General features: G+C 73.2%; 20 protein-coding genes and 1 pseudogene. 6 read left to right on the top strand and 15 right to left on the bottom strand.

The window, feature by feature from the left end; genetic code table 11:
• Positions 1–40 precede the first annotated feature (40 nt).
• The 14 genes and pseudogenes from FRADC12_RS25165 to FRADC12_RS25225 all read right to left on the bottom strand — a co-directional run bounded on the left by FRADC12_RS25165 (position 41) and on the right by FRADC12_RS25225 (position 11,742).
• On the bottom strand, positions 41–601 hold the full coding sequence (locus FRADC12_RS25165; protein ID WP_045878485.1) for a dihydrofolate reductase family protein: 561 nt from the start codon (positions 599–601) through the stop codon (positions 41–43).
• Positions 602–821: 220 nt separating this feature from the next.
• Positions 822–1,220 (bottom strand): hydrogenase maturation nickel metallochaperone HypA/HybF, encoded by a 399-nt coding sequence (locus FRADC12_RS25170; protein WP_045878486.1) that lies wholly within the window; start codon positions 1,218–1,220, stop codon positions 822–824.
• Positions 1,221–1,345: 125 nt separating this feature from the next.
• Entirely contained in the window at positions 1,346–2,572 is a 1,227-nt protein-coding gene (locus FRADC12_RS25175) for a HypE family hydrogenase expression/formation protein (RefSeq protein ID WP_045878487.1), read from the bottom strand.
• The gene (gene hypD, locus FRADC12_RS25180; RefSeq protein WP_045878488.1) at positions 2,569–3,711 is read right to left on the bottom strand and encodes a hydrogenase formation protein HypD; all 1,143 of its coding nucleotides are present in this window, start codon (positions 3,709–3,711) and stop codon (positions 2,569–2,571) included. Before hypD ends, FRADC12_RS25175 begins: the two co-directional genes overlap by 4 nt.
• A 69-nt stretch (positions 3,712–3,780) precedes the next feature.
• Positions 3,781–4,053: a HypC/HybG/HupF family hydrogenase formation chaperone gene (locus FRADC12_RS25185; protein WP_045878489.1), complete on the bottom strand. Its 273-nt coding sequence runs from the start codon at positions 4,051–4,053 to the stop codon at positions 3,781–3,783.
• Positions 4,054–4,067: 14 nt separating this feature from the next.
• Complete coding sequence (locus FRADC12_RS35180; protein WP_502685289.1) at positions 4,068–4,172, bottom strand: DUF6893 family small protein; 105 nt, start codon at positions 4,170–4,172, stop codon at positions 4,068–4,070.
• Entirely contained in the window at positions 4,172–4,843 is a 672-nt protein-coding gene (locus FRADC12_RS25190; protein ID WP_052711153.1) for a hydrogenase maturation protease, read from the bottom strand. Before FRADC12_RS25190 ends, FRADC12_RS35180 begins: the two co-directional genes overlap by 1 nt.
• Positions 4,840–6,423 carry a hypothetical protein gene (locus FRADC12_RS25195; protein ID WP_045878490.1) on the bottom strand — a complete coding sequence of 528 codons (1,584 nt, stop codon included), beginning with the start codon at positions 6,421–6,423 and terminating at the stop codon, positions 4,840–4,842. Before FRADC12_RS25195 ends, FRADC12_RS25190 begins: the two co-directional genes overlap by 4 nt.
• A complete protein-coding gene (locus tag FRADC12_RS25200; RefSeq protein WP_045878491.1) occupies positions 6,420–7,115 on the bottom strand; it encodes a DUF6084 family protein in 696 nt (231 codons plus the stop codon). The genes FRADC12_RS25195 and FRADC12_RS25200 overlap by 4 nt, the downstream gene beginning before the upstream one ends.
• Position 7,116: 1 nt before the next feature.
• A complete protein-coding gene (locus tag FRADC12_RS25205; protein WP_157489031.1) occupies positions 7,117–7,932 on the bottom strand; it encodes a DUF5947 family protein in 816 nt (271 codons plus the stop codon).
• Complete coding sequence (locus FRADC12_RS28745) at positions 7,929–8,351, bottom strand: NifU-related iron-sulfur-binding protein (RefSeq protein ID WP_157489032.1); 423 nt, start codon at positions 8,349–8,351, stop codon at positions 7,929–7,931. The genes FRADC12_RS25205 and FRADC12_RS28745 overlap by 4 nt, the downstream gene beginning before the upstream one ends.
• A gap of 29 nt (positions 8,352–8,380) precedes the next feature.
• Positions 8,381–10,170, bottom strand: a pseudogene (locus FRADC12_RS25215) (nickel-dependent hydrogenase large subunit).
• On the bottom strand, positions 10,167–11,252 hold the full coding sequence (locus FRADC12_RS25220; protein WP_232304197.1) for an NADH-quinone oxidoreductase subunit B family protein: 1,086 nt from the start codon (positions 11,250–11,252) through the stop codon (positions 10,167–10,169). The pseudogene FRADC12_RS25215 and the gene FRADC12_RS25220 overlap by 4 nt, the downstream one beginning before the upstream one ends.
• A 277-nt stretch (positions 11,253–11,529) precedes the next feature.
• Positions 11,530–11,742 (bottom strand): hypothetical protein, encoded by a 213-nt coding sequence (locus tag FRADC12_RS25225; protein WP_052711155.1) that lies wholly within the window; start codon positions 11,740–11,742, stop codon positions 11,530–11,532.
• Positions 11,743–12,064: 322 nt separating this feature from the next.
• Here FRADC12_RS25225 and FRADC12_RS25230 point away from each other — a divergent pair, with 322 nt between their 5' ends.
• A complete protein-coding gene (locus FRADC12_RS25230) occupies positions 12,065–12,652 on the top strand; it encodes an AAA family ATPase (protein WP_052711156.1) in 588 nt (195 codons plus the stop codon).
• A gap of 215 nt (positions 12,653–12,867) precedes the next feature.
• Positions 12,868–13,464: an AAA family ATPase gene (locus FRADC12_RS25235; protein ID WP_052711157.1), complete on the top strand. Its 597-nt coding sequence runs from the start codon at positions 12,868–12,870 to the stop codon at positions 13,462–13,464.
• Between the two features lie 297 nt (positions 13,465–13,761).
• On the opposite strand, the gene FRADC12_RS25240 is transcribed toward FRADC12_RS25235, so the two are convergent.
• Positions 13,762–16,521 carry a cation-translocating P-type ATPase gene (locus FRADC12_RS25240; RefSeq protein ID WP_045878493.1) on the bottom strand — a complete coding sequence of 920 codons (2,760 nt, stop codon included), beginning with the start codon at positions 16,519–16,521 and terminating at the stop codon, positions 13,762–13,764.
• Positions 16,522–16,782: 261 nt separating this feature from the next.
• Between FRADC12_RS25240 and FRADC12_RS25245 the strand changes: the two genes are divergently transcribed.
• The 4 genes from FRADC12_RS25245 (at position 16,783) to FRADC12_RS25260 (ending at position 19,576) form a co-directional block, all read left to right on the top strand.
• On the top strand, positions 16,783–17,784 hold the full coding sequence (locus tag FRADC12_RS25245; protein WP_084011176.1) for a Sir2 family NAD-dependent protein deacetylase: 1,002 nt from the start codon (positions 16,783–16,785) through the stop codon (positions 17,782–17,784).
• A 41-nt stretch (positions 17,785–17,825) separates the two neighbouring features.
• Positions 17,826–18,401, top strand: coding sequence for a GNAT family N-acetyltransferase (locus tag FRADC12_RS25250; RefSeq protein WP_232304033.1), 576 nt, complete (start codon positions 17,826–17,828; stop codon positions 18,399–18,401).
• Between the two features lie 180 nt (positions 18,402–18,581).
• The gene (locus FRADC12_RS25255) at positions 18,582–18,935 is read left to right on the top strand and encodes a hypothetical protein (protein ID WP_045878495.1); all 354 of its coding nucleotides are present in this window, start codon (positions 18,582–18,584) and stop codon (positions 18,933–18,935) included.
• 104 nt (positions 18,936–19,039) lie between these two features.
• Positions 19,040–19,576: a hypothetical protein gene (locus FRADC12_RS25260; RefSeq protein ID WP_084011177.1), complete on the top strand. Its 537-nt coding sequence runs from the start codon at positions 19,040–19,042 to the stop codon at positions 19,574–19,576.
• Positions 19,577–19,607: the final 31 nt, after the last annotated feature.

Genomic DNA, 19,607 nt, shown 5'->3' on the forward strand with positions numbered 1-19,607 from the left:
ATCTGCCGAAACGACGACAGGGCGCGGAGGTGGTGGCCTTCTATCGGCTGATGGAGTAGTGGAGGTGCACGAAACCGCTGGCGAAACGGCGTTCGTCGAGCAGCCGGAGCGGTATCTGCACGCCGTCGGGTAGCGCTCGCCTGCCGCCACCGACCAGGATCGGAGCGAGGAACAGATGGCACTCGTCGACCAGGCCCGCGGCAAGCGCCTTGCCCGCGAGTTCGGCGCCGCCGACGGTGACGTCTCGTTCTGAATTCTCCTTGAGCCGCCGGATCGCCTCAGGGTCGAACTCGCGCTCGATCCGGGTGGCTGCGCTGGAGACCGCCTCAAGAGTACGTGAGTAGACGACTTTCTCGGCCGCCCGCCAGAGCTGCGCGAAGTCCCTGACCTCGGCGGGCTGATCGGCATCGTCGCCGCCGGTCTCCCAGTAGACCATCGTCTCGTACATCCGGCGGCCGTACAGATAGGTCCCGACCGGTCGTTCAAGATCGTTGACGAACGCGTGTACCTCGGGATCCGGAGCAGCCCAGTCGAACGTGCCCTTTTCATCCTCGACGTAGCCGTCCGGCGAGCACATCGTCGAGTAGATCAGCTTGGCCATACGTACCTCCAGCCAGCGTCGCGGGTCAGAGCCCAACCAGCGGTGGTCATGGGTCCGACACCGTCATTACCTCCAGGTGACCAGGCCGCCGGTACGAGCAGATCCTCCCACGGCGGAAGACATCAGGGATCTCGCTCGGCTGCGCCGGCCGGTGGGCCGGGGCCTGGCTGGGGCGCCCCAAACCGCGGGTTGAGAGTCCGCCGGGAACCGGCACGAGCGGTCAGCCCGTCGGCGCGGAGCCGGTCGCGTTCGGGTGGCCGGCCTCAGCGTCGGCGGCGAGCTCGACCGCCAGTACCCGCAGCTGCTGGCCGTCCTGGACGGTCAGGTCGGTGCCCCCGCAGCCGGGGCAGGTCGCCAGTGGATCGGGGAGGTCGACGGCCTGGCCGCAGGTCTGGCAGGTGCCGCGCCCAGGCGGCTCGGCGACGTCCAGGCGGGCGCCCTCCAGCGGCGTCCCGGTGGCGGTGAGCTCAAAGCAGGACCGCACCGACTCGGCCGTATATCCGGACAGCCTGCCGATCTCCAGGCGCACGGCCGCGACCTTCGCTCCCGGTGACGCCATGGTGGCTAGCCGGTCGCTGATCTGGTCGATGATCGCTGTCGTCACACCCAGCTCGTGCATGTGTGGTTCCTCCTCGTCGCGGGCGCCAGCCGTCGCGTTCCTGCGGCGTCGGCCCCCGTCCAGGCCCCACGTGGTGGAACGGGACGGACCTTGCCTGAGGCGGCACCGGCAGGGATCTTCACAGGTCAGCAGATGCGGGGGAGTGGGTCGCCGACGAGCATGCCGACGATGCGGGTGCCGCCGAAGGCCGTGTTGAGCAGGACCAGGCCGGGCGGGTCGTCGACGACGCGGCCGATCACGGCGGCGCCGGCGCCGAGCGGGTCGGCCCGCAGCGCTGCGAGCGCCGCGTCGGCTGCCTCGGGGGCGACGACCGCGACGAGGCGGCCCTCGCAGGCGACGTAGAGCGGGTCGATCCCGAGCAGCTCGGCGGCACCGCGGACGGCCTCGCGGACCGGGACGGCGTCCTCGTCGACGACGACGCCGACCCCGGCCGCCATCGCCAGCTCGTTGAGCACGGTCGCGACGCCGCCTCGGGTCGCGTCCCGCATCGCCCGCACGCCGCCGCCCTGCGCGCTGCCGGACGTCGCGGCGAGCAGCTGTTCGACCAGGCCGGCGAGCGGCGCGGTGTCCGAGCGCAGGTCCGCCTCCAGATCCAGCTCGCCGCGGGCGAGCATGATCGTTACCCCGTGGTCGCCGACCGGGCCGGAGACGAGCACGACGTCGCCGGGACGGGCGCGCACCATCCCGAGGCCGTCGACGCGGTTCGCCTCGTCCGGGTGGTCCCCGGGCGGGGTGTACCCGACGGGCCACGGGCCGACCGGGTCGTCCGCGACGACCACGCCGTCCATCGGCAGCTCGTCGCCGAACAGGCCGCCACCCGCTTCGAGCAGGCCGATCCCGGTCGTGTTGACGTAGCAGCCGTCGGCCCGCCCGCGTGGGACGACCTTCGTGTCGCCGGTGACCAGGGTGACGCCGGCCACGCGGGCGGCGGCGGCCATCGCCTCGACGATCCGGCGCAGGTCGGCCGTCGGCAGGCCTTCCTCCAGCACGAACCCGCAGGTCAGGTACAGCGGCTTCGCGCCGCAGACGGCGAGGTCGTTGACGGTGCCGTTGACGGCCAGGTCGCCGATGCAGCCGCCGGGGAAGAACAGCGGCGTCACGACGTAGGAGTCGGTGGTCACGACGAGCCGCGCACTGCCGGCGTCGACCCGGGCGCCGTCGTCGAGCGCCTCCAGTGCCGGGTTGCGGAACGCCTCCAGGAACACCGCGTCGACGAGCGCGGCCGTCGCCTTCCCGCCGGCGCCGTGCGCCATCGTGATGTGCTCGTCGCGCAGCTTCGGGCGCCGCCGACGGGCCGTCTCGACCCGGTCCAGCACGCGGCGCTCGCGGGTCGCCTCGTCGAGCTGCGTCATGCCCTGGTCACCTCCAGGCCGGCGGCCGTGCGGACGCGGTCGCGGGTGAAGCGGCCGAAGTTGTAGTAGGCGGCGCAGGCGCCCTCCGCGGAGACCATGCAGGTCCCGATCGGCGTCTCCGGGGTGCACGCCGTGCCGAAGACCTTGCACTCCCAGGGCTTGATCACGCCCTTGAGGACCTCGCCGCACTGGCAGGCCTCCGGGTCGGCGACCCGGATCCCCGGCACCTCGAAACGGCGCTCCGCGTCGAACGCGGCGTACTCGTCGCGCACCCGCATGGCCGAGGCCGGTATCGTGCCGAGACCGCGCCACTCGAACGTCGGGCGGACGGTCATCACCTCGTCGATCGCGGCGATGGCCCGCGGGTTGCCGTCCCAGGCGACGACCCTGGTGTACTGGTTCTCCACCTCGCACCGCCCGTCGGCCAGCTGGCGCAGCAGCAGGTGGATCGAGCGCAGGATGTCCAGCGGCTCGAAGCCCGACACGACGATCGGCCGGTGGTACTGCTCGGCGACGAACCGGTACGGCTCGCAACCGATCACGCAGGAGACGTGGCCGGGGCCGACGAACCCGTCGAGGCGCTGGTCCGGGTCGTCGAGGATCGCCCGGATCGCCGGGTTGACCAGGACGTGGTTGCAGAACACCGAGAAGTTCTCAATCCCCTCGGCGGCGGCCCGCTTGACCGTCAGAGCGGTCGACGGAGCGGTCGTCTCGAAGCCGATCGCCATGAAGACGACCTGGTGGTCCGGGTTCGCCTTCGCGATCCGCAGCGAGTCCAGCGGCGAGTAGACCATCCGGATGTCGGTGCCCTCGGCGTTGGCATCAAGGAACGAGCCGTGGCTGCCGGGGACCCGCATCAGGTCACCGAACGTCGTCATGATCACGTCCGGCTGCCGGGCGATGTGCATGGCGTCGTCGACGCGGCCCATCGGGATCACGCACACCGGGCAGCCCGGGCCGTGCACCAGCGTCACCGTCTCCGGCAGGTAGTCCTCCAGGCCGTGCTTGTAGATCGTGTGCGTGTGACCGCCGCACACCTCCATCAGCCGGTACTGCCGGCCGGGCGCGACGCAGCCGGCGATCTCGCCCGCCAGTGCCCGCGCCGCGCCGGCGTCCCGGTACTCGTCCACGAACCGCACGGCCCGGTCCCCCTTCCTGGTCGTCCTGGCAGTCCGCCGGCCCGCGGCGGGCAGCCGACGCCTGGTCGTCTAGGCGATCGACGAGGCGCGCAGGGCGTCGAGCTCGTCGTCGTAGGCGCGCCCGATGCCCTCGAGAAACTCCATCGCGGCCGCCGCCTCCCGTTCGTCGATCTTCGAGAGCGCGAACCCGACATGGATCAGGACCCAGTCGCCGGGGTGTGGCGCGTCGTCGGTGAGCAGGCCGATGTTGACCGCCCGCCGGACCCCGCTGACCGCGACGGTCGCGAGGTCCGGCCGGTCGGCCGAGAGGCTGACGACCTCCCCGGGAATCCCGAGACACATGAGCGAACCTCCCGTCAGAGCCGGCGCATCTCGAGGTAGCGGTGCAGGTCCGGGTACACGGCCTTGGCCGCGACGGTCGCGCCGGCGGCCATCAGGCCCGCGACCAGCAGCTTGCGCATCACATCTGGCTCCTTCCCTGCGGGGGCCGCCCTGGCGGCGGCTGCGCTCGGTGTCCGGCCTCGCCGGTCTCGCGGTCCTGTCCGGCCTCGCCGGCGAGGACCGCGCGCACGAGGCGGGCGGCCGGCGCGACGGCGGCGACGACCGGCGGGCTGAGGCCGAGCCCCTCCTCGACCCGGGCCGGCACGCAGCCCACCAGCAGCACCCGCTCGGGCCCGCCGCCGAGCAGCGCCAGCAGCCGCAGCACGGCGTCGGGCGTCATGGCGTGCCCGTCGCCGGGCGTTCCGGCCCGGCCCGGCCCGGCTGGGCTCGCCGCGGGGCCGCCGCCCGGGGCGGCGGTCCAGGCCGCCGCCGCTGGAGCGGGCAGCTCCAGCAGCCGTAGCTCCCCGGGCTGGGCTAGCCCGGTGCCGGCGGTGGCCGGCCCGGCGGCGGCCGACGGGTCGGCGCCGGTGGCGGGACCGACTGGCCAGGGCGGCACCGCGTCGATCAGCAGCAGCTCGTCGCAGCTGTCGGCCGCGTCGAACGCGAGATGTGTCCCGGCGATCCCGTAGTCCGCCACGGTCACCCCGGGGGGCAACGCCGGCCCGGCGGCGAGCCGGCGGGCCACCGCGACCCCGAAGCCATCGTCCCCGAGCAGCACGTTGCCCACACCGGCGACCAGCGTCCGCGTCATGGCCGGGCCCCGCCGGGGGGACCGAGCGGGACGATCTCACCCGGGGCGAAGTAGCGGTAGCGGCCGACGGCGGCAGCGAGGCCGGCCGCCGGGTCGTCGTCGAGGGTGACGGCGACGTGCGTCGCGCCGTCCAGGTCGCGCAGCACGGCGGCGACCGTGGCGCACCGGCCGGCCAGGAACATGTCCTGCGCGTCGGCCGACGTGGCGGCCGGGGCCAGGCGCACCTTGCTGCCCGCCGAGACCGCGGCCCCGTCGATCAGGACCGGTTCGTCGACGGCGGCTGCGAGGTCGTCGGTCCGCGGATCCCAGGGCGGCAACCCGGTGGCCGGGCCGGCGTCGGCGGCCGGCTCCCGCGGCGGCTGTGTCTCCCGTGCCGCAGGCCCTGAAGCGTGGACGTCGCGGACCGCGCCGTGCAGGCGTTCGAGCAGCTCGGGCGTCAGGTGGTCGGCGCGGTCGAGCAGCTCGGCGGCGCGCGGGTCGGTCGACCGGGCCAGGGCCTTCTCCTCGTCGGTCAGGGCCTGCGTCCGCAGCGTCAGCATCTCGTCGATCTCGGTGGCGTCGTAGAACGGCCCGACGCTCTCCTGAGCGACCCGCGGGTTGTCCGGCAGGATGACCGGCGCGGCCAGCACCGTGTCGGCGCAGCCCGTGCCGCCGCCGACGAGGACGGGCCAGGACCGCTCGTTGCGGCAGTCCGCCGCATAGGTGGCGGCCCACTCGGGCGGCTCGGTCAGCGACAGGAACCGCCAGCCCGGCGCGGACAGGATCAGGTGCGCGGCGATCAGCGACCGGCCCAGCGCGGCGTCCCGGGCCGCTACGCGGTCCTGCGGCCGCTGCCGAGCAGAGTCCGCCGGGGGCGACCAGGACGAGACGTTGCGCAGCTCGGCGGTCACCCGGGCGACCCGGTAGGGCCCGGGCAGCCACCGGGCGGACAGGCGTAGCTCGGCGTCGAGCCGGTGCCACGCGCGCACCACCCGTCCCGTCGGCTCCTGACCGGCCGCCGGCGACGTGAAGACCCGTGGGCCGGCGGGGTCGGTGCGGGCGTCGGCCGGTTCGACGCCGCGGCCGGCCGGTGCGGCCAGCGGGACGATCCAGTCCGCCGGCCGCGCGGGAGAGCCGGGCTCGGCGGGGGAGCGGCCGAGCAGGCCGGCGAGCGGAACGAGGGTGTCCTCCTCCCGCGGGGCCGCCTCCTGACCGGCGCGCAGGTCGCCGCGCGCGGTCGCGACCACGTCGGCGGGGGCGAACGTGGCGCCCTGGCGGGCCCACACCGTCCGCTCGACGGCGTGCAGGAAGCGGGTCCGCACCTGCACCGTGCCCAGCTCGGTCGCCCAGTGCGGCGAGCCCGCCTCGGCGTGGCGGGCGAGCCCGGTTCCCGCGCTCGGCAGGTGCTCGACCAGGCACTCGGTGCGGCAGGAGGCGTGCTCGCCGCCGGCGGCCGCGACGGCCGGGGGCACGAGGACGCCGAACTGCCAGCGGACCTGGTTCTTCAGGGCACCCGAGCGATACGGGTACAGCAGGTAGCCCTCGTACAGCACCGCGTCCGCGACCTCGCGGGCGGCGTCGAAACCGGTGGGCGCGGTCATGAGGTGACCTCCCGGCGGCTCTCGGACCGGACCGGGCCGGGCTCCGCCGCGGAGGCCGGGGCGGCGCCGGCGGCGGTGAGCAGCGCGTCGATCGCGTCGTCCCAGGTGGGGATCGCATGCGTGATCTTGTAGCGGGCGACCGCGTCGACGGTCTCGCGGCGCAGCCGGACCCAGGCCTCACCCGGGAAGTAGGCGTCCATCAGCCGCTGCCAGACAGCGACCGGCAGCCGGTAGGCCGCCTCCAGGTGCCAGGGCACCGGCTCGACCCGCATCCCGTCCAGCGTCGCGCCGAACACGGTGCCGCTGAACAGCAGCGACAGCGGGATCACCCCGGTCCGCAGCGCGTGGAAGTACTTGCCGGCCGCGACCTCCAGGTCGTAGCTGACCGGGATGCGCAGCCGGACCTCGGTGGAGCCGACGAAGGACCCGACGAGCGCCGACACGGTCGCGAACGGGAACGCCCGCATCGTGCGGCCCCAGCGGGCCGGGTCGCCGAACAGGTAGCACAGCAGCTCCCGCTCGTCGTCGCGGTAGCCGCGGGTCGCCGGCTCGATCCGGATCTGGCAGCGCAACGCGATCGCCTGGACCGAGAACCCGGTCGTCTCGGCGACCCGCAGCCGCGCCGCGAGCGTGGGGCTCGCCGCGTAGGGCTCCGGCTGGATGTCCAGGCAGTCGAACGCGAACTCGGGCACGTCAGCTCACCTCCTGCGGCACCCGGCCGGCCCGGGCCGCGCCGTCAGCCCCGCCGGTCCGGCTGGCCGCGCCGGCGCGGCTCGCGGGGCGGGCCTCGGCCAGGAAGCCGGCGATCTCGGCCGCGGCCGCCGGCCCGCCGGCGAACCCGCTCCAGGCGCGTCGGACCCGCCCGACCAGGCCGTAGCAGGCGTCCACCGGCAGGAGGAACGCCTCGCACGTGTCCGCGGGCCCGTCCGCGGGTCGGTACAGCAGCACGGCCTCGACGTCGGCCTCGGGGGTGGGCAGCCGGGGCGCGCCGGCGAGCGCGGCCCGCCAGATCGCCCGGATTCGGTCCGGCGCCAGGGTCGACTCGGTCGCGCCGGCCGGGCTCGGGTAGAACAGCGCGAGGCGCCCGGCGTGGGAGTCGTCGACGAGGAACGCGAGCTCGACCGGGATCTCCAGCGCGGCCCAGCGCGGACCGCCCAGCGGGAACCGCGGGTCGTGGGCCCGGCGGTCCCCGACCGCGCGCAGCCGCCCGCCGCCCGCGCCGGCGCGCGTGAACAGCAGCCGGCAGGCCTGGCAGGCGCACCGGATCGACCGGTCGACGACGTCGACGACGTGCCCGTGCCCGCCCGGCGCGGCGGTTCGGCCCGGCTCGGGCCCGAGCGGCTCGCCGCAGAACTCGCACCGGGCGCCGGGCTGTCCAGCGCCGTCGGCCGGTCCGAGCAGCGCGCGCCGCAGCGACGGCAGCCAGCGGTCGGGCTGCCCGCGGTGGCCGGTCTGGCCGGTCTGGCCGGTCTGGCCGGTCTGGCCGGTCTGGCCGGTCTGGCCGGTCACGGTCCGGCTCCCGAGGGCGCGACGGCGGCGACCCGAGGGCGGGCCGGCACCACCGTCAGCGGCAGCACCCGTCGCCCGTCCGGTTGCGGCGGCCCGGTCGAGGCGTGGCCCTGGGCCTCCGGTGTGATTCCGTCAGGGTGCAGGTCGTGCAGGGCGAGCAGGCCGCCGACGAGGTCGTCGTCGGCCAGGCGGCGCAGCGTCGCCGGGGGCACCAGTGCCGCCACCCGGTCGAGCCCGGCGCCGTAGAAGAGCATCAGCGTCCGGACCAGCTCGTGGGCGAGCGCGCGCAGCCGCGGGTCGGCACTGGCGTCCACGTCGGCCAGCAACGCGTCGAGCCTCGCGGCGGTCCGCGCGCCGGACTCGTCGCCTGGATCCTCGGCGCCGGCCCGCGCGGGACCGGCGGCCAGGTCGAACGCCATCGGCGACACCTCCTCGGGCCTGGCGCGGCTCACCCGGCCGGGGTGAACGCGTGCGGGGAGTGGGTGACCTCGACGGTGCGGCCGGCGCCGGTGTACATGTGGACGCCGCACGGCAGGCACGGGTCGAAGCTGCGGACCGCCCGCATGATGTCGATGCCCTTGAACCGCTCGGGCGGGTTCTCCTCGAAGATCGGCGTACCCATCACGGCGTCCTCGTAGGGCCCGGCGGTGCCGTAGACGTCGCGGACGCTGCCGTTCCACGGCGTCGGCGGGTACGGGTGGTAGTTCGCGATCTTCCCGTCGCGGATGACCATGTGGTGCGACAGCACGCCGCGGACGGCCTCGGTGAAGCCGCAGCTGGCCGCGTCGGTGGGAACCTCGAACGGCTCCCAGGTCTTCGTGTTGCCGGCGCGCACCTCGGCGAGCGCCCGCTTGGCGAACGTCAGGGCCGCGGCCGCGCGTAGGCCTGGAAGTAGGTCCTGGCCCGGTTGCGCTCCAGCGCGTTGCTCCAGCGCGGGATCGTCCACTCGAACGTCCGCTCCGGCCTCGTCGCCGTGCGCGGCAGGTTGATCAGCACACTGTGGCCGGTCGCCTTGAGGTGGTCGAGGTCGACGAGGCCCGAGAGCGCCGTGCTCCACAGCCGGGCGATCGGGCCGCCCCCGGTGTCGAGCGGCAGGTGGTCCGTGCCGTCGAACCAGCGCGGCGACATCACCCAGGAGTAGCGCCTGTCGAAGTCCCTCTTCTCCGGCCGCGGAATGGTGTGCTGGTTCCACGGGTGCCGGCGGTCCACCGGGTTTCCCAGCGCGTCCTCGGTGACGAACATCGGCTGGTCTTCCCAGTCCTCGTAGAACGAGCTGCCGAGCAGGATGCGGATGCCGAGATTGATTTCGACCAGGTTGTTGGTGAGCAGCTTCCCGTCGACGATGACGCCTGGGGTGACGAACATGCGCCGGCCCCAGTCGGCCATGTTCTCGTAGCTGAAGTCGCAGTGCGCCGGGTCGTTGAACGAGCCCCAGCAGCCGAGCAGCACCCGGCGGCGGCCGACCTCCTCGTAGCCCGGCATCGCCTGGTAGACGAAGTCGAAGAGGTCGTCGTGCATCGGCACGACCCGCTTGAGGAACTCGATGTAGCGCATCAGCCGGGACAGGTAGTCGGTGAACAGCTGCACCGACGCGACCGTCCCGACCCCGCCGGGATACAGGGTCGACGGGTGGACGTGCCGGCCCTCCATCAGGCAGAACATCTCCCGGGTGGACCGGCTCTGCGCCAGCGCCTCCCGGTAGAACTCCCCGGAGATCGGGTTGAGGCCGCGCATGATGTCGCCGATCGTGCGGAAACCGTGCTCGTCCGCGTGCGGGCACTCGGTGGCGTTCGCGAGCGCCAGGACACCGGGGTTCGTCTCGGCGACCATCTTCTCGCAGTAGTCCACTCCGACCAGGTTCTCCTGGTAGATGTTGTGGTCGAACATGTACTCGGCGGCCTCGCCGAGGTTCACGATCCACTCGCCGAGCGCGGGCGGCCGCACCCCGTACGCCATGTTCTGGCAGTAGCAGGAGCAGGTGGCGTGGTTGTCGCCGCAGATGCCGCAGATCCGGGACGTGATGAAATGCGCGTCGCGCGGGTCCTTGCCCTTCATGAAGATGCTGTAGCCGCGGAAGATCGACGACGTGCTGTGGCATTCCGCCACCCGCTTGGCCGCCCAGTCGATCTTCGTGTAGATGCCGAGGCTGCCGACGATCCGGGTGATCGGGTCGAAGCTCATCTCGATGAGGTTGCTCTGTTCGGCGCCGGTCTGCGGGCGCATCGCTGTCGTGGTCATCGCGCGCCCTCCCTGACGCGGCCGGCGGGCGTGCCGGCGGCTGTGCCGGCTGGGCCCGCGGCACCGGCCTCGTCGGCGGGGGAGCGGTAGCCGGTCAGCAGCTCGTCACCGGGCCGGCGCCACTTCGGCTCGCGGTCCGCGGTATGCATGGTGATCTTGCGAAGGTTCAGGATGACCTTCCCGTAGACCGTGCTCAGCCCACTGGAGACCTTCGCGCCCGGCGGGGTGTCCATGAACGGCATGAACCTGTCCGGGAACCCGGGCATCGTGCAGGCGATGCAGATCCCGCCGACGTTCGGGCAGCCGCCCACCCCGTTCATCCAGCCGCGCTTGGGGACGTTGCACTTCACCACCGGCCCCCAGCAGCCGAGCTTGACCAGGCACTCGGGCTCGCCGTACGCGGCGGCGAACCGGCCCTCCTCGTAGAACCCGGCCCGGTCGCAGCCGTCGTGGACGGTCGCGCCGAACAGCCAGCGCGGCCGCAGCTGGTCGTCCAGCGGGATCATGGGCGCCTGCCCGGAGGCCTGGTAGAGCAGGTAGACGATCGTCTCGGACAGGTTGTCCGGCTGGATCGGGCAGCCCGGCACGCACACGACCGGGATGCCCGCCGACGACTTCCAGTCCCAGCCGAGGTAGTCGGGCACACCCATGGCGCCGGTCGGGTTGCCGGCCATCGCGTGGATGCCCCCGTAGGTCGCACAGGTCCCGACGGCGAGCACTGCCAGCGCCTTGGGCGCGAGCCGGTCGAGCCAGGAGTTGACCGTGATCGGCTGGCCGGTGGCCTGATCGGCGCCGAACCCGGTCCAGTAGCCGTCGCCGTTGATCTCCTCGTTCGGGATCGAGCCCTCGACGACGAGCACGAACGGGTCCAGCTCGCCCCGGTCGGCCTTGCGGAACCACTCCAGGAACGCGTCCGCGCCCTGCTCGGGCCCGGAGTCGAAGTCGATCAGTGGCCAGTGCACGGCCACCTTCGGCAGGCCGGGCAGCGCGCCCAGCGCGATCTCCTCGATGCTCGGCTGGGTCGCCGCCGTCAGCGCCACCGAGTCGCCGTCGCAGCTGAGCCCCGCATTGATCCACAGCAGGTGGACCGGGTCCTGGTTCTCCCAGCTCGGGGCGCGCGCGGGCGCTACCTGCTCGGCTGGCCGCTCCCGCGCGGGCGCTCCCGCGCCGGTGCCCAGCTTGCCCAGTTGCTCGCCGTTGCCCGTCGGCGGCGCCGTCGCCGCTCCCGACGGCGGGCCGGTCGTCGGGTCCAAGGTCGGTGTCGACACGCCTGCTCACCCCCACCTGCCGCGTGCGGGTCGCCGGCTCCGCCTCGACGCGCCTCGGGCGGCGGCCGCGCCAGCCTGGTCGAGGTGTGATCTAGGGCCAGGAGCCGGCCGGTGGCCCGGGGAGGACGGCGAGAGCCTCACCCGCGTGTACTAGAACCCAGTCCCCAGGCTGGGCCGCCACAAGCGCGATCCCGACGGCCAGCTCGCCAGTGCCTGTGGCACAGCCGGATTCCAGCCGGATCACGGCCCGGTCGGCGGCCATCCGGAGCACCTCGCCCACCAGCCCCTCGTCGGAGCAGGTCACACAGTGATCCGTGACTGGTCGGTTTCGATACGTCATGTGTAGTAACGGTAGGTAGCTGCGGGCCATCTCGCCACCGCTGCCTTGAGCGTCTTCATCCACCCCGCCAGGGCGCGCCGGTGGCAGGTCCGTCAACCAGCGGCATCGCGGTGCCGGCGGGTGCCCGATCGGCTCATAGGATGATCGAGGAAGTGGGGAGCAGTCGATCGGCGACGGACCTGGAGGCGTGGTGGAGGGGCGGAGGAGCGCAAGGTCAAGTCCTGCGCCCCGGTGCCGGCCGGTGGCCGCTGCCGCTCGGAGGCGTACCTGACAGGTCGGAGCGCGCATGCTGGCCAGGATCGAAATAGACGGCTTCAAAACGTTCCAGGACTTCTCGCTCGATCTGACGCCGTTTCTCGTGACCGTTGGGCAGAACGCCTCGGGGAAGTCGAATCTTTTTGATGCTGTCCGACTTCTGGGAAAGCTCGCTGAGGGTGACCTGAGGACTGCATTCGCGAGTGTACGAGGCGATCCCATAGACCTTTTCAGGCGGAATGCCGACGGCAGTATCTCGCGCCGAATCGCACTCGCTGTCGAGGTGCTCGTCGATCCCGAGGTGATCGATCCCTGGGGTGCGAGCGCGAACCTAACGCACACGCGTTTCCGATATACCGTCGTCATCGAGCGCAGAAACGATGATGACGGCAGTGAACGTCTGTATGTCGCAGGCGAGCGGGCCGAGCCGATTGGAAAGAGCAGTGACGGCGCGGGCAGTCACATCGGGAGCTGGCTCACTCCGACCTTCCGCGACGGTCACCTTCGTTACGGCCGCCGCAACGCGTTGCTGGACAGCAAGGTCGGCGCCGCCGGAAGACAGGTGTTCCAGGTACACAACGACGGCGCAGGGCTGCGGCAAGATAACAGTCCGGATTGATCAAACTACGCTTCCAGTCTGGTCGGGCCTGGAGAAGTACTTTGAGTTGATCCGGAAACCCGGTAACCACAGGCGGTTCACGTCGCTGCCGGCCTATCCGTGCCGACCGAATCCGACTACCTTGGGTTGCCATACGCTACCGAGAGCGATCTCGCCGCAGCCCTGACGACGGCGTCCAGGGTCGCCCGAGACCGGCGGCGGCTGCGGAGCAGACGGTGCTGTCCACGATTGTCACCGCGGAGTTCAAGCACCTCTACGCCATTCGGCAGGAGATGCGGTCATGGCGATTTCTCCAGCTCGACCCGCTCGAGCTCCGCATTCCCAGCTCCGCGCTCGAGTCGGAGCAACTCGCTCCGAACGGAGCAAACCTAGCATACGTTCTGCACCGCATCGACCGGGAGACGTCTCTGTCGGATGGGTCTGGCAGCACTCTCGCCGATATCACCGCCGATCTCGCGCACCTCATCCCGGGAGTGCGAGGGTTCGACGTTCGCCAGAACCCCAGCAGACAGTGGGAGATCTGGTTTGACTCAAGGGCCGACTCGGCGTACCCGGCAGCGGTCGCCTCGGATGGCACGCTGCGGGTCATGGCGCTCCTTGCCGCCCTTTACGATCCGCGCTTTCGCGGAGTGATCTGCTTCGAGGAGCCTGAGAACGGGGTACACCCTGCGCGCCTACGAGACCTGATCAGACACCTGCGTGGCCTCATCACCGAGCAGCTCTCCGTAACGGCGTCTCGCGCGCCACTCATCCAGCTTGTAGTCGCCTCGCACTCCCCTGTGGTCATGTCCGCGGCCGAGGACGCCAGATAGTCCAGACATACTGAAGAGAATACAAGTAGCTGGACCGATGCGGCCCTCCGACCTCTCGTACGCACCAGCGGGCCGCGTCGTCGTCGCCGGGAGGCTTCCGACTTTCTCGACGCACTCGCCAACATCATCGATCTCGAGAGGCTGAGGGCCGTTCCCGCCTACGCCACCTGGGAAACACGCATGGTAGGCGCTGTCCAATCGCGCGGCTACCGATAGACCTCGCGTTCCTACCGGCTCGGTCCATAGCGCCAAGATCGGCGGCCGAGCGCCTGTCATCCGGTGCCGGCCCGGTCTCGGCTATGCCTCGTCGGGATGCGGGGTGCCGTTCGGCGGGCGGACCAGCCTCCAGCTGATCTCCATCAGCACCGCGGCCGCGGCCGAGACGCCGAGGGCGGTCAGCGGGCCGCTCGTCCCGACCAGCGAGAGCTCGAAGAACGTCTGCAGGAACGGGACGGCCAGGACGAGGGCGAACAGGCCCGCCATCGCGGCGACCAGCAGGACCCTCCACCACGTGTACGGCCGCGCGATCATTGCCAGCGCCCACAGTGAGACGCCGAACAGCGTGAGCGTCGCGAGCGACGTCTCGGCGCGCAGCTCGTGGTCGTAGAAGACGTTGCGGGCCAGGAAGTAGACGAGCACGGTTGCCGTCCCGGCGAGCGCGCCGGCCGGGACCGCGAAGCGCAGCACCCGGCCGACGAACCCGGGCCGGGCCCGGTCGTGGCTGGGCGCGAGCGCCAGGAAGAACGACGGGATGCCGATGGTCAGCGAGCTGATCAGAGTCAGGTGCCGCGGCAGGAACGGGTACGGCACCTGGGCGGCGACCACGACGATCGCCAGCAGCACCGAGTAGACCGTCTTCGTCAGGAAGATGTTCGCGACGCGCTCGATGTTGCCGATCACCCGCCGGCCCTCGGCGACGACCGACGGCAGCGCGGCGAAGCTGTTGTCCAGCAGGACGATCTGGGCGACGGCCCGGGTCGCGGGGCTGCCGGAGCCCATCGCGACGCCGATGTCGGCGTCCTTGAGGGCGAGCACGTCGTTGACGCCGTCGCCGGTCATCGCGACCGTCTTGCCGCGGGCCTGCAGCGCCCCGACGATCTCCCGCTTCTGGTGCGGGGTCACTCTTCCGAAGATCGTGTGCGCCCCCAGCTGGGCGCCGAGCCCGGCCTGGTCGGTCGGCAGGGACCGCGCGTCGACCGGGTCCTCGGCGCCGGGCAGGCCCAGCTCGCGGGCGACCGCGCCGACCGACACCGCGTTGTCGCCGGAGATGACCTTGGTGGCGATGCGCTGGTCGGCGAAGTAGCGCAGCGTGTCGGACGCGTCGGCCCGCAGCCGCTGCGCGATCACGACGAGCGCCACTGGCTCGACCGCGCCGGCCAGGCCGCCGGCCCGGGAACCGGCACCGGCTCCGCTCGCGGTGCCCGTGGCGCCGTTGCCGCCGCAGTCCGTTGCGGCGGCGCTCGCCGTGCCGGTGCCGCCGGCGCTGGCGGCGAGCGCGTCCGCGAGCGGGCGGTCCGAGCGGGCGAGCAGCAGGACGCGCAGGCCGCGCTCGCCGTAGGCGTCGGCTGTCGTGAGCGCCGGGTGGCCGGCGGCGAGCAGCACGTCCGCCGCGCCCAGCAGCCACGTCGACTCGGTGCCATCCGGTTCGACGAAGGCAGCCCCGGACCACTTGCGGGCCGAGGAGAACGGCGCGGCGTCGACCGGCCGCCAGCCGTCCGGCGCCGGGTACGCATCGATGATCGCCTGCAGGCTGGCATTCGGGCGCCGGTCGGCCGCGCCGAGCGCCCCGAGCACCGCGGCCACCCGGCCGTCCGGCGCGACCGGGCCGTCTCCGATCACCGTGCTCACATCGGCCGCCGTGCTCGTGTCGGCCGCTGTGCTCGTGTCGGCCGCTGTGCTCGTGTAGGTTGCCGTGGTTTCGGCGGCCGCCGTGCTCTCGTCGGTCGCGCCGCTCGTGTCGGCCTCCGTGTCGCCGCCGGCCGCGGGGCCGAGGGCGCGGACCTCCAGGACGTCCATCGCCGGCTCGGTCAGCGTGCCGGTCTTGTCCAGGCAGACGACGCTGACCCGGGCCAGGCCCTCGATCGCCGGCAGCTCCTGGACCAGGCAGTTGCGCGCGCCGAGGCGCACCACCCCGGCGGCGAAGGCCAGCGAGGTCAGCAGCACCAGCCCTTCGGGCACCATGCTGACCAGCCCGGCCACCATCCGCCGGATCGCCTCCGGCAGGTCGTTCTGGTCGACGACGAGCTGGCTGATCACCAGCGCGATCCCGGCCGGGATGATCAGATAGGTGACGATCCGCAGGATCCGGTTGACGCCGTTGCGCAGCTCCGAGTTCACCAGGGTGAACCGGCTCGCCTCGGCGGCGAGCCGGGCGGCGTAGGCGTCGGAGCCGACCTTCGTCGCGACGAAGGCGCCGGAGCCGGCGACGACGAAGCTGCCGGACATGACCTCGTCGCCGGGCCGTTTGAGCACCGGGTCGGCCTCGCCGGTCAGCAGCGACTCGTCGACCTCCAGCCCGTCGGCCTCGGTCACCGTCCCGTCGACGACGATCTTCTCGCCGGGGCCGGTCTCGATGACGTCGTGCAGCACGATCTCGCCCGGGTGCACCGCCACGGCGACCCCGTCCCGGCGGACGGTCGGCTCAGCCTCGCCGATGACGGCGAGCCGGTCCAGCGTCTGCTTGGCCCGCAGCTCCTGGATGATGCCGATCACCGAGTTCGCCAGGATCACCGCGCCGAACAGGCCGTCCTGGATCGGCCCGACCACGCAGATCAGCGCGAACAGCACCCCGATGATCAGGTTGATCCGGGTGAACACGTTCGCCGCGAGGATCTCCCGGACGGTCCGGCTCGTCCGCGTCGGAACGTCGTTGACCTGGCCGGCCGCCACCCGGCTCGCCACCTCGGCCGCCGTGAGGCCGCGCGCGGGGTCGGCGGGCCAGCCGGGGCCGCCGACCGCACCGAGGCTCCCGCCGTCGCCGGGCTGCGGGGCGGGGCGCTCGGGGCCGTCGGCGGCGGCCGGGCCGGTGGACGGGCCGGGGTCGACCCGCTGCTCCATGTGTCCCCCTCAGGGCTCAGGCTCTGGCTGGGCGCAGCGGGCGACGGTCCGTGACCCGTCCGCGCGCCCGCCGGCCGGTCTGGGGCATTTTCCCGGGGCGGTCCGGGAACCCGTCCTCGCGACGGCGTCGGTGCCGACGTCACCAACCGTATGCGAGCAGTTTGACCAGTTGGCAACGTGTGCCTGTCGGCTGGGCGCCGGATCACCCCGCGAGCCCGTCTCGCCGCCTCGACCGGGCCGGCTGGCGAGCACGATGGGTGCATGCACCCCGAGGCGCCGACGCTCGCCTACCGCGTCAAGCCGTTCGGGCGCTCGGCGCCCCTGTCACGGCCGCCGGCCGTGCCGGTCGTCAGCGACCCGGCCGCCGGGGTCGCGGCGCTGCGCGCGGCCGTCGCCGCCGGCCGGGTCGCCGTGCTGACCGGCGCCGGGATCTCGACCGAGTCGGGCATCCCGGACTACCGGGGCCCGAGCGGTGCGCCGCGGCGCAACCACACCCCGATGACCTACCAGCAGTTCACCGGCGACGCATCGTCCCGCCGCCGCTACTGGGCCCGCAGCCACGCCGGCTGGCGGCACATCGCCGTCGCCGCGCCCAACGCCGGGCACCGCGCCGTCGCCGCGCTCGAACGGGCCGGCCTGCTCACCGGGATCGTGACCCAGAACGTCGACGGCCTGCACCAGGCCGGCGGCGCCCGCGACGTCGTCGAGCTGCACGGCAGCCTCGCCCGTGTCCTGTGCCAGGACTGCGGCGACGTCAGCGCCCGCGCCGAGCTGGCCGACCGGCTGGCGGCGGCGAACCCGGGCTTCCGCGCGGACGTCGTCGACGCCGGTGTCTCCGGTGCCGAGGAGCCCGACCCGGCCTCGGCCGCCGAGCCCGGGCCCGCGACGGGCGGGCGGGTCAACCCGGACGGCGACGCCACGCTGGCCGAGGCCCAGATCGACCGGTTCGTCATGGTCGGCTGCCGGCACTGCGGCGGCCGCCTGGAGCCCGACGTCGTCTTCTTCGGCGCGACCGTGCCCCGCGGCCGGGTCGACGCGGCGATGGCCGTCGTCGAGGCCTCCCGCCTGCTGCTCGTCCTCGGATCGTCGCTGACGGTGATGTCGGGTTACCGGTTCGTCCTGCGGGCCGGGCAGCTCGGCATCCCGGTCGCCATCGTCAACCAGGGCCCGACCCGCGCCGACGCGCGCGCCGGCCTCCTGGTCGACGCGCCGCTCGGCGAGATCCTGCCGCCGCTGGCCGCCGGGCTCACGCCGCCGGGCTGACGGTCCGGACCGGCTGGATGGCACTCTGCCAGGATGGGGCCGTGGGCACCCAGGAGCGGGCGGACGTCACCTTCCGGGCCGCGACCCTCGACGACGTGCCCGAGGTGCTGGCACTGGTGACGTCGGCCTACCGCGGCGAGCCGAGCCGGGCCGGCTGGACGACCGAGGCGGACCTGCTGGACGGCCAGCGCACCGACCCCGAGGGCATCGCCGCGATCGTGACCGGCGTCGGCGGCCTGGTGCTCGTCGCCGCGGCGACCGGCATCGACGCAACGGCCGCCCACGCCGAGCCGGCGGGCCGGATTCTCGCCTGCTGCCAGCTGGAGCACCACGGGACGGCCGGCTACTTCGGCATGTTCGCCGTGGTCCCCACCCTGCAGGCCGCCGGCCTGGGCTCGGCCGTGCTCGCCGAGGCGGAGCGGTACGCCCGGGAGGTGTTCGGCGCCGACCGGATGGAGCTGCAGGTCATCGCCCAGCGCGCCGACCTGATCGCCTGGTACGTCCGCCGCGGCTACGCGCCGACCGGCGTGATGAAGCCCTTCCCGTACGGCGACGAGCGCTTCGGCCTGCCCAGGCGCCCCGGCCTCGCCTTCACCGTCCTGTCCAAGCCGCTGTAGCCCGCGGGGCGCACGCCGCCAGGGGCGCGGCGAGTCATACCCGGTGGTTGGGCGAGGGCCGGGACGCGCGGCCACGAAGGATGACTCACCTCGGCGCCGCCCGCGCGCGGACGTGCTGACTGGACCCGGCGCGGACGGGCTAAGATCTGATTCTACGGGATGTAGTAGGGCAGGGGCGGCATGGTCAGGATCCTTGCGATCGCGGTGGCGGTGGCGACGCTGCTGCTCGCCGTCTGGGTGTTCTTCCTCGCCTGGCGCAACCGGCCGATCGGGCGGCGGGTGCTCTACGGGGTCGCCGTCGCGGAGGCGCTGCTGCTCGCGCAGGTGGTCGGCGCGATCGTGCTGGTCGCGCGGGGTGAGCACGCGGCCGAGCCGCTGACCTTCACGATGTACCTGGTCGCGTCGACCATGGCGCTGCCGGTCGGCACCTGGTGGGCGCTCGGTGAACGGTCCCGGTCCGGGACGTCCGTGCTGGGGGTCGCGGCGCTGGTCGCCGCGGTGCTGGTGCAGCGCCTGCACCAGACCTGGTCGTGACGCCCGGCGACGCGGGCACGGCCGCGCCCGCTGGACCGGCTGGATGTGACGACGAGCGGGCCGCGAGCGAGCGGGCCGCCCGACCGGCGGGGAGGACGACCGCGATGACGACCGAGACGGCGCCGGCCGAGGCCGGGACGGCAGCCACGGGCGGGCCGCCTGACGCGGGCGCCGAGAGCCGACCAGCGGTGGCCGAGGCGGCACGCGGCGACGCGGCCGGCGCCGGTACCGCGAGGGTCCGGGGTCCGGGGCGCACGCTGATCGCGGTGTACGCGGTGTTCGCGGTCGCCGCCACGTCGCGGGCCGTCGTCCAGATCATCACGAAGTTCCACGAGGCGCCGGTCGCCTACCTGCTCTCGGCGCTCGCGGGCGTGATCTACATCCTGGCGACGGCCGGGCTCAGCCGGCCGTCGGCGCTCGGGCGCCGGGTCGCGACGGGCGCCTGCGCGGCGGAGCTCACCGGGGTGCTCACCGTCGGCACGCTCAGCGTCGTCGACCGCGGCCTGTTCCCGGACGCGGCCGTCTGGTCCGGCTACGGCGAGGGCTACTTCTTCCTGCCGCTGGTCCTGCCGGTGCTGGGCCTGTGGTGGCTGCGCCGGTCGGCCAGCCGCGTGACGCGGCCAGGCGGCTCGGCGGCGTAGGTCCCGTCACGCCAGCCCGCATAGGCTCCTG

This window comes from Pseudofrankia sp. DC12, from assembly GCF_000966285.1.
GTDB lineage: Bacteria > Actinomycetota > Actinomycetes > Frankiales > Frankiaceae > Pseudofrankia.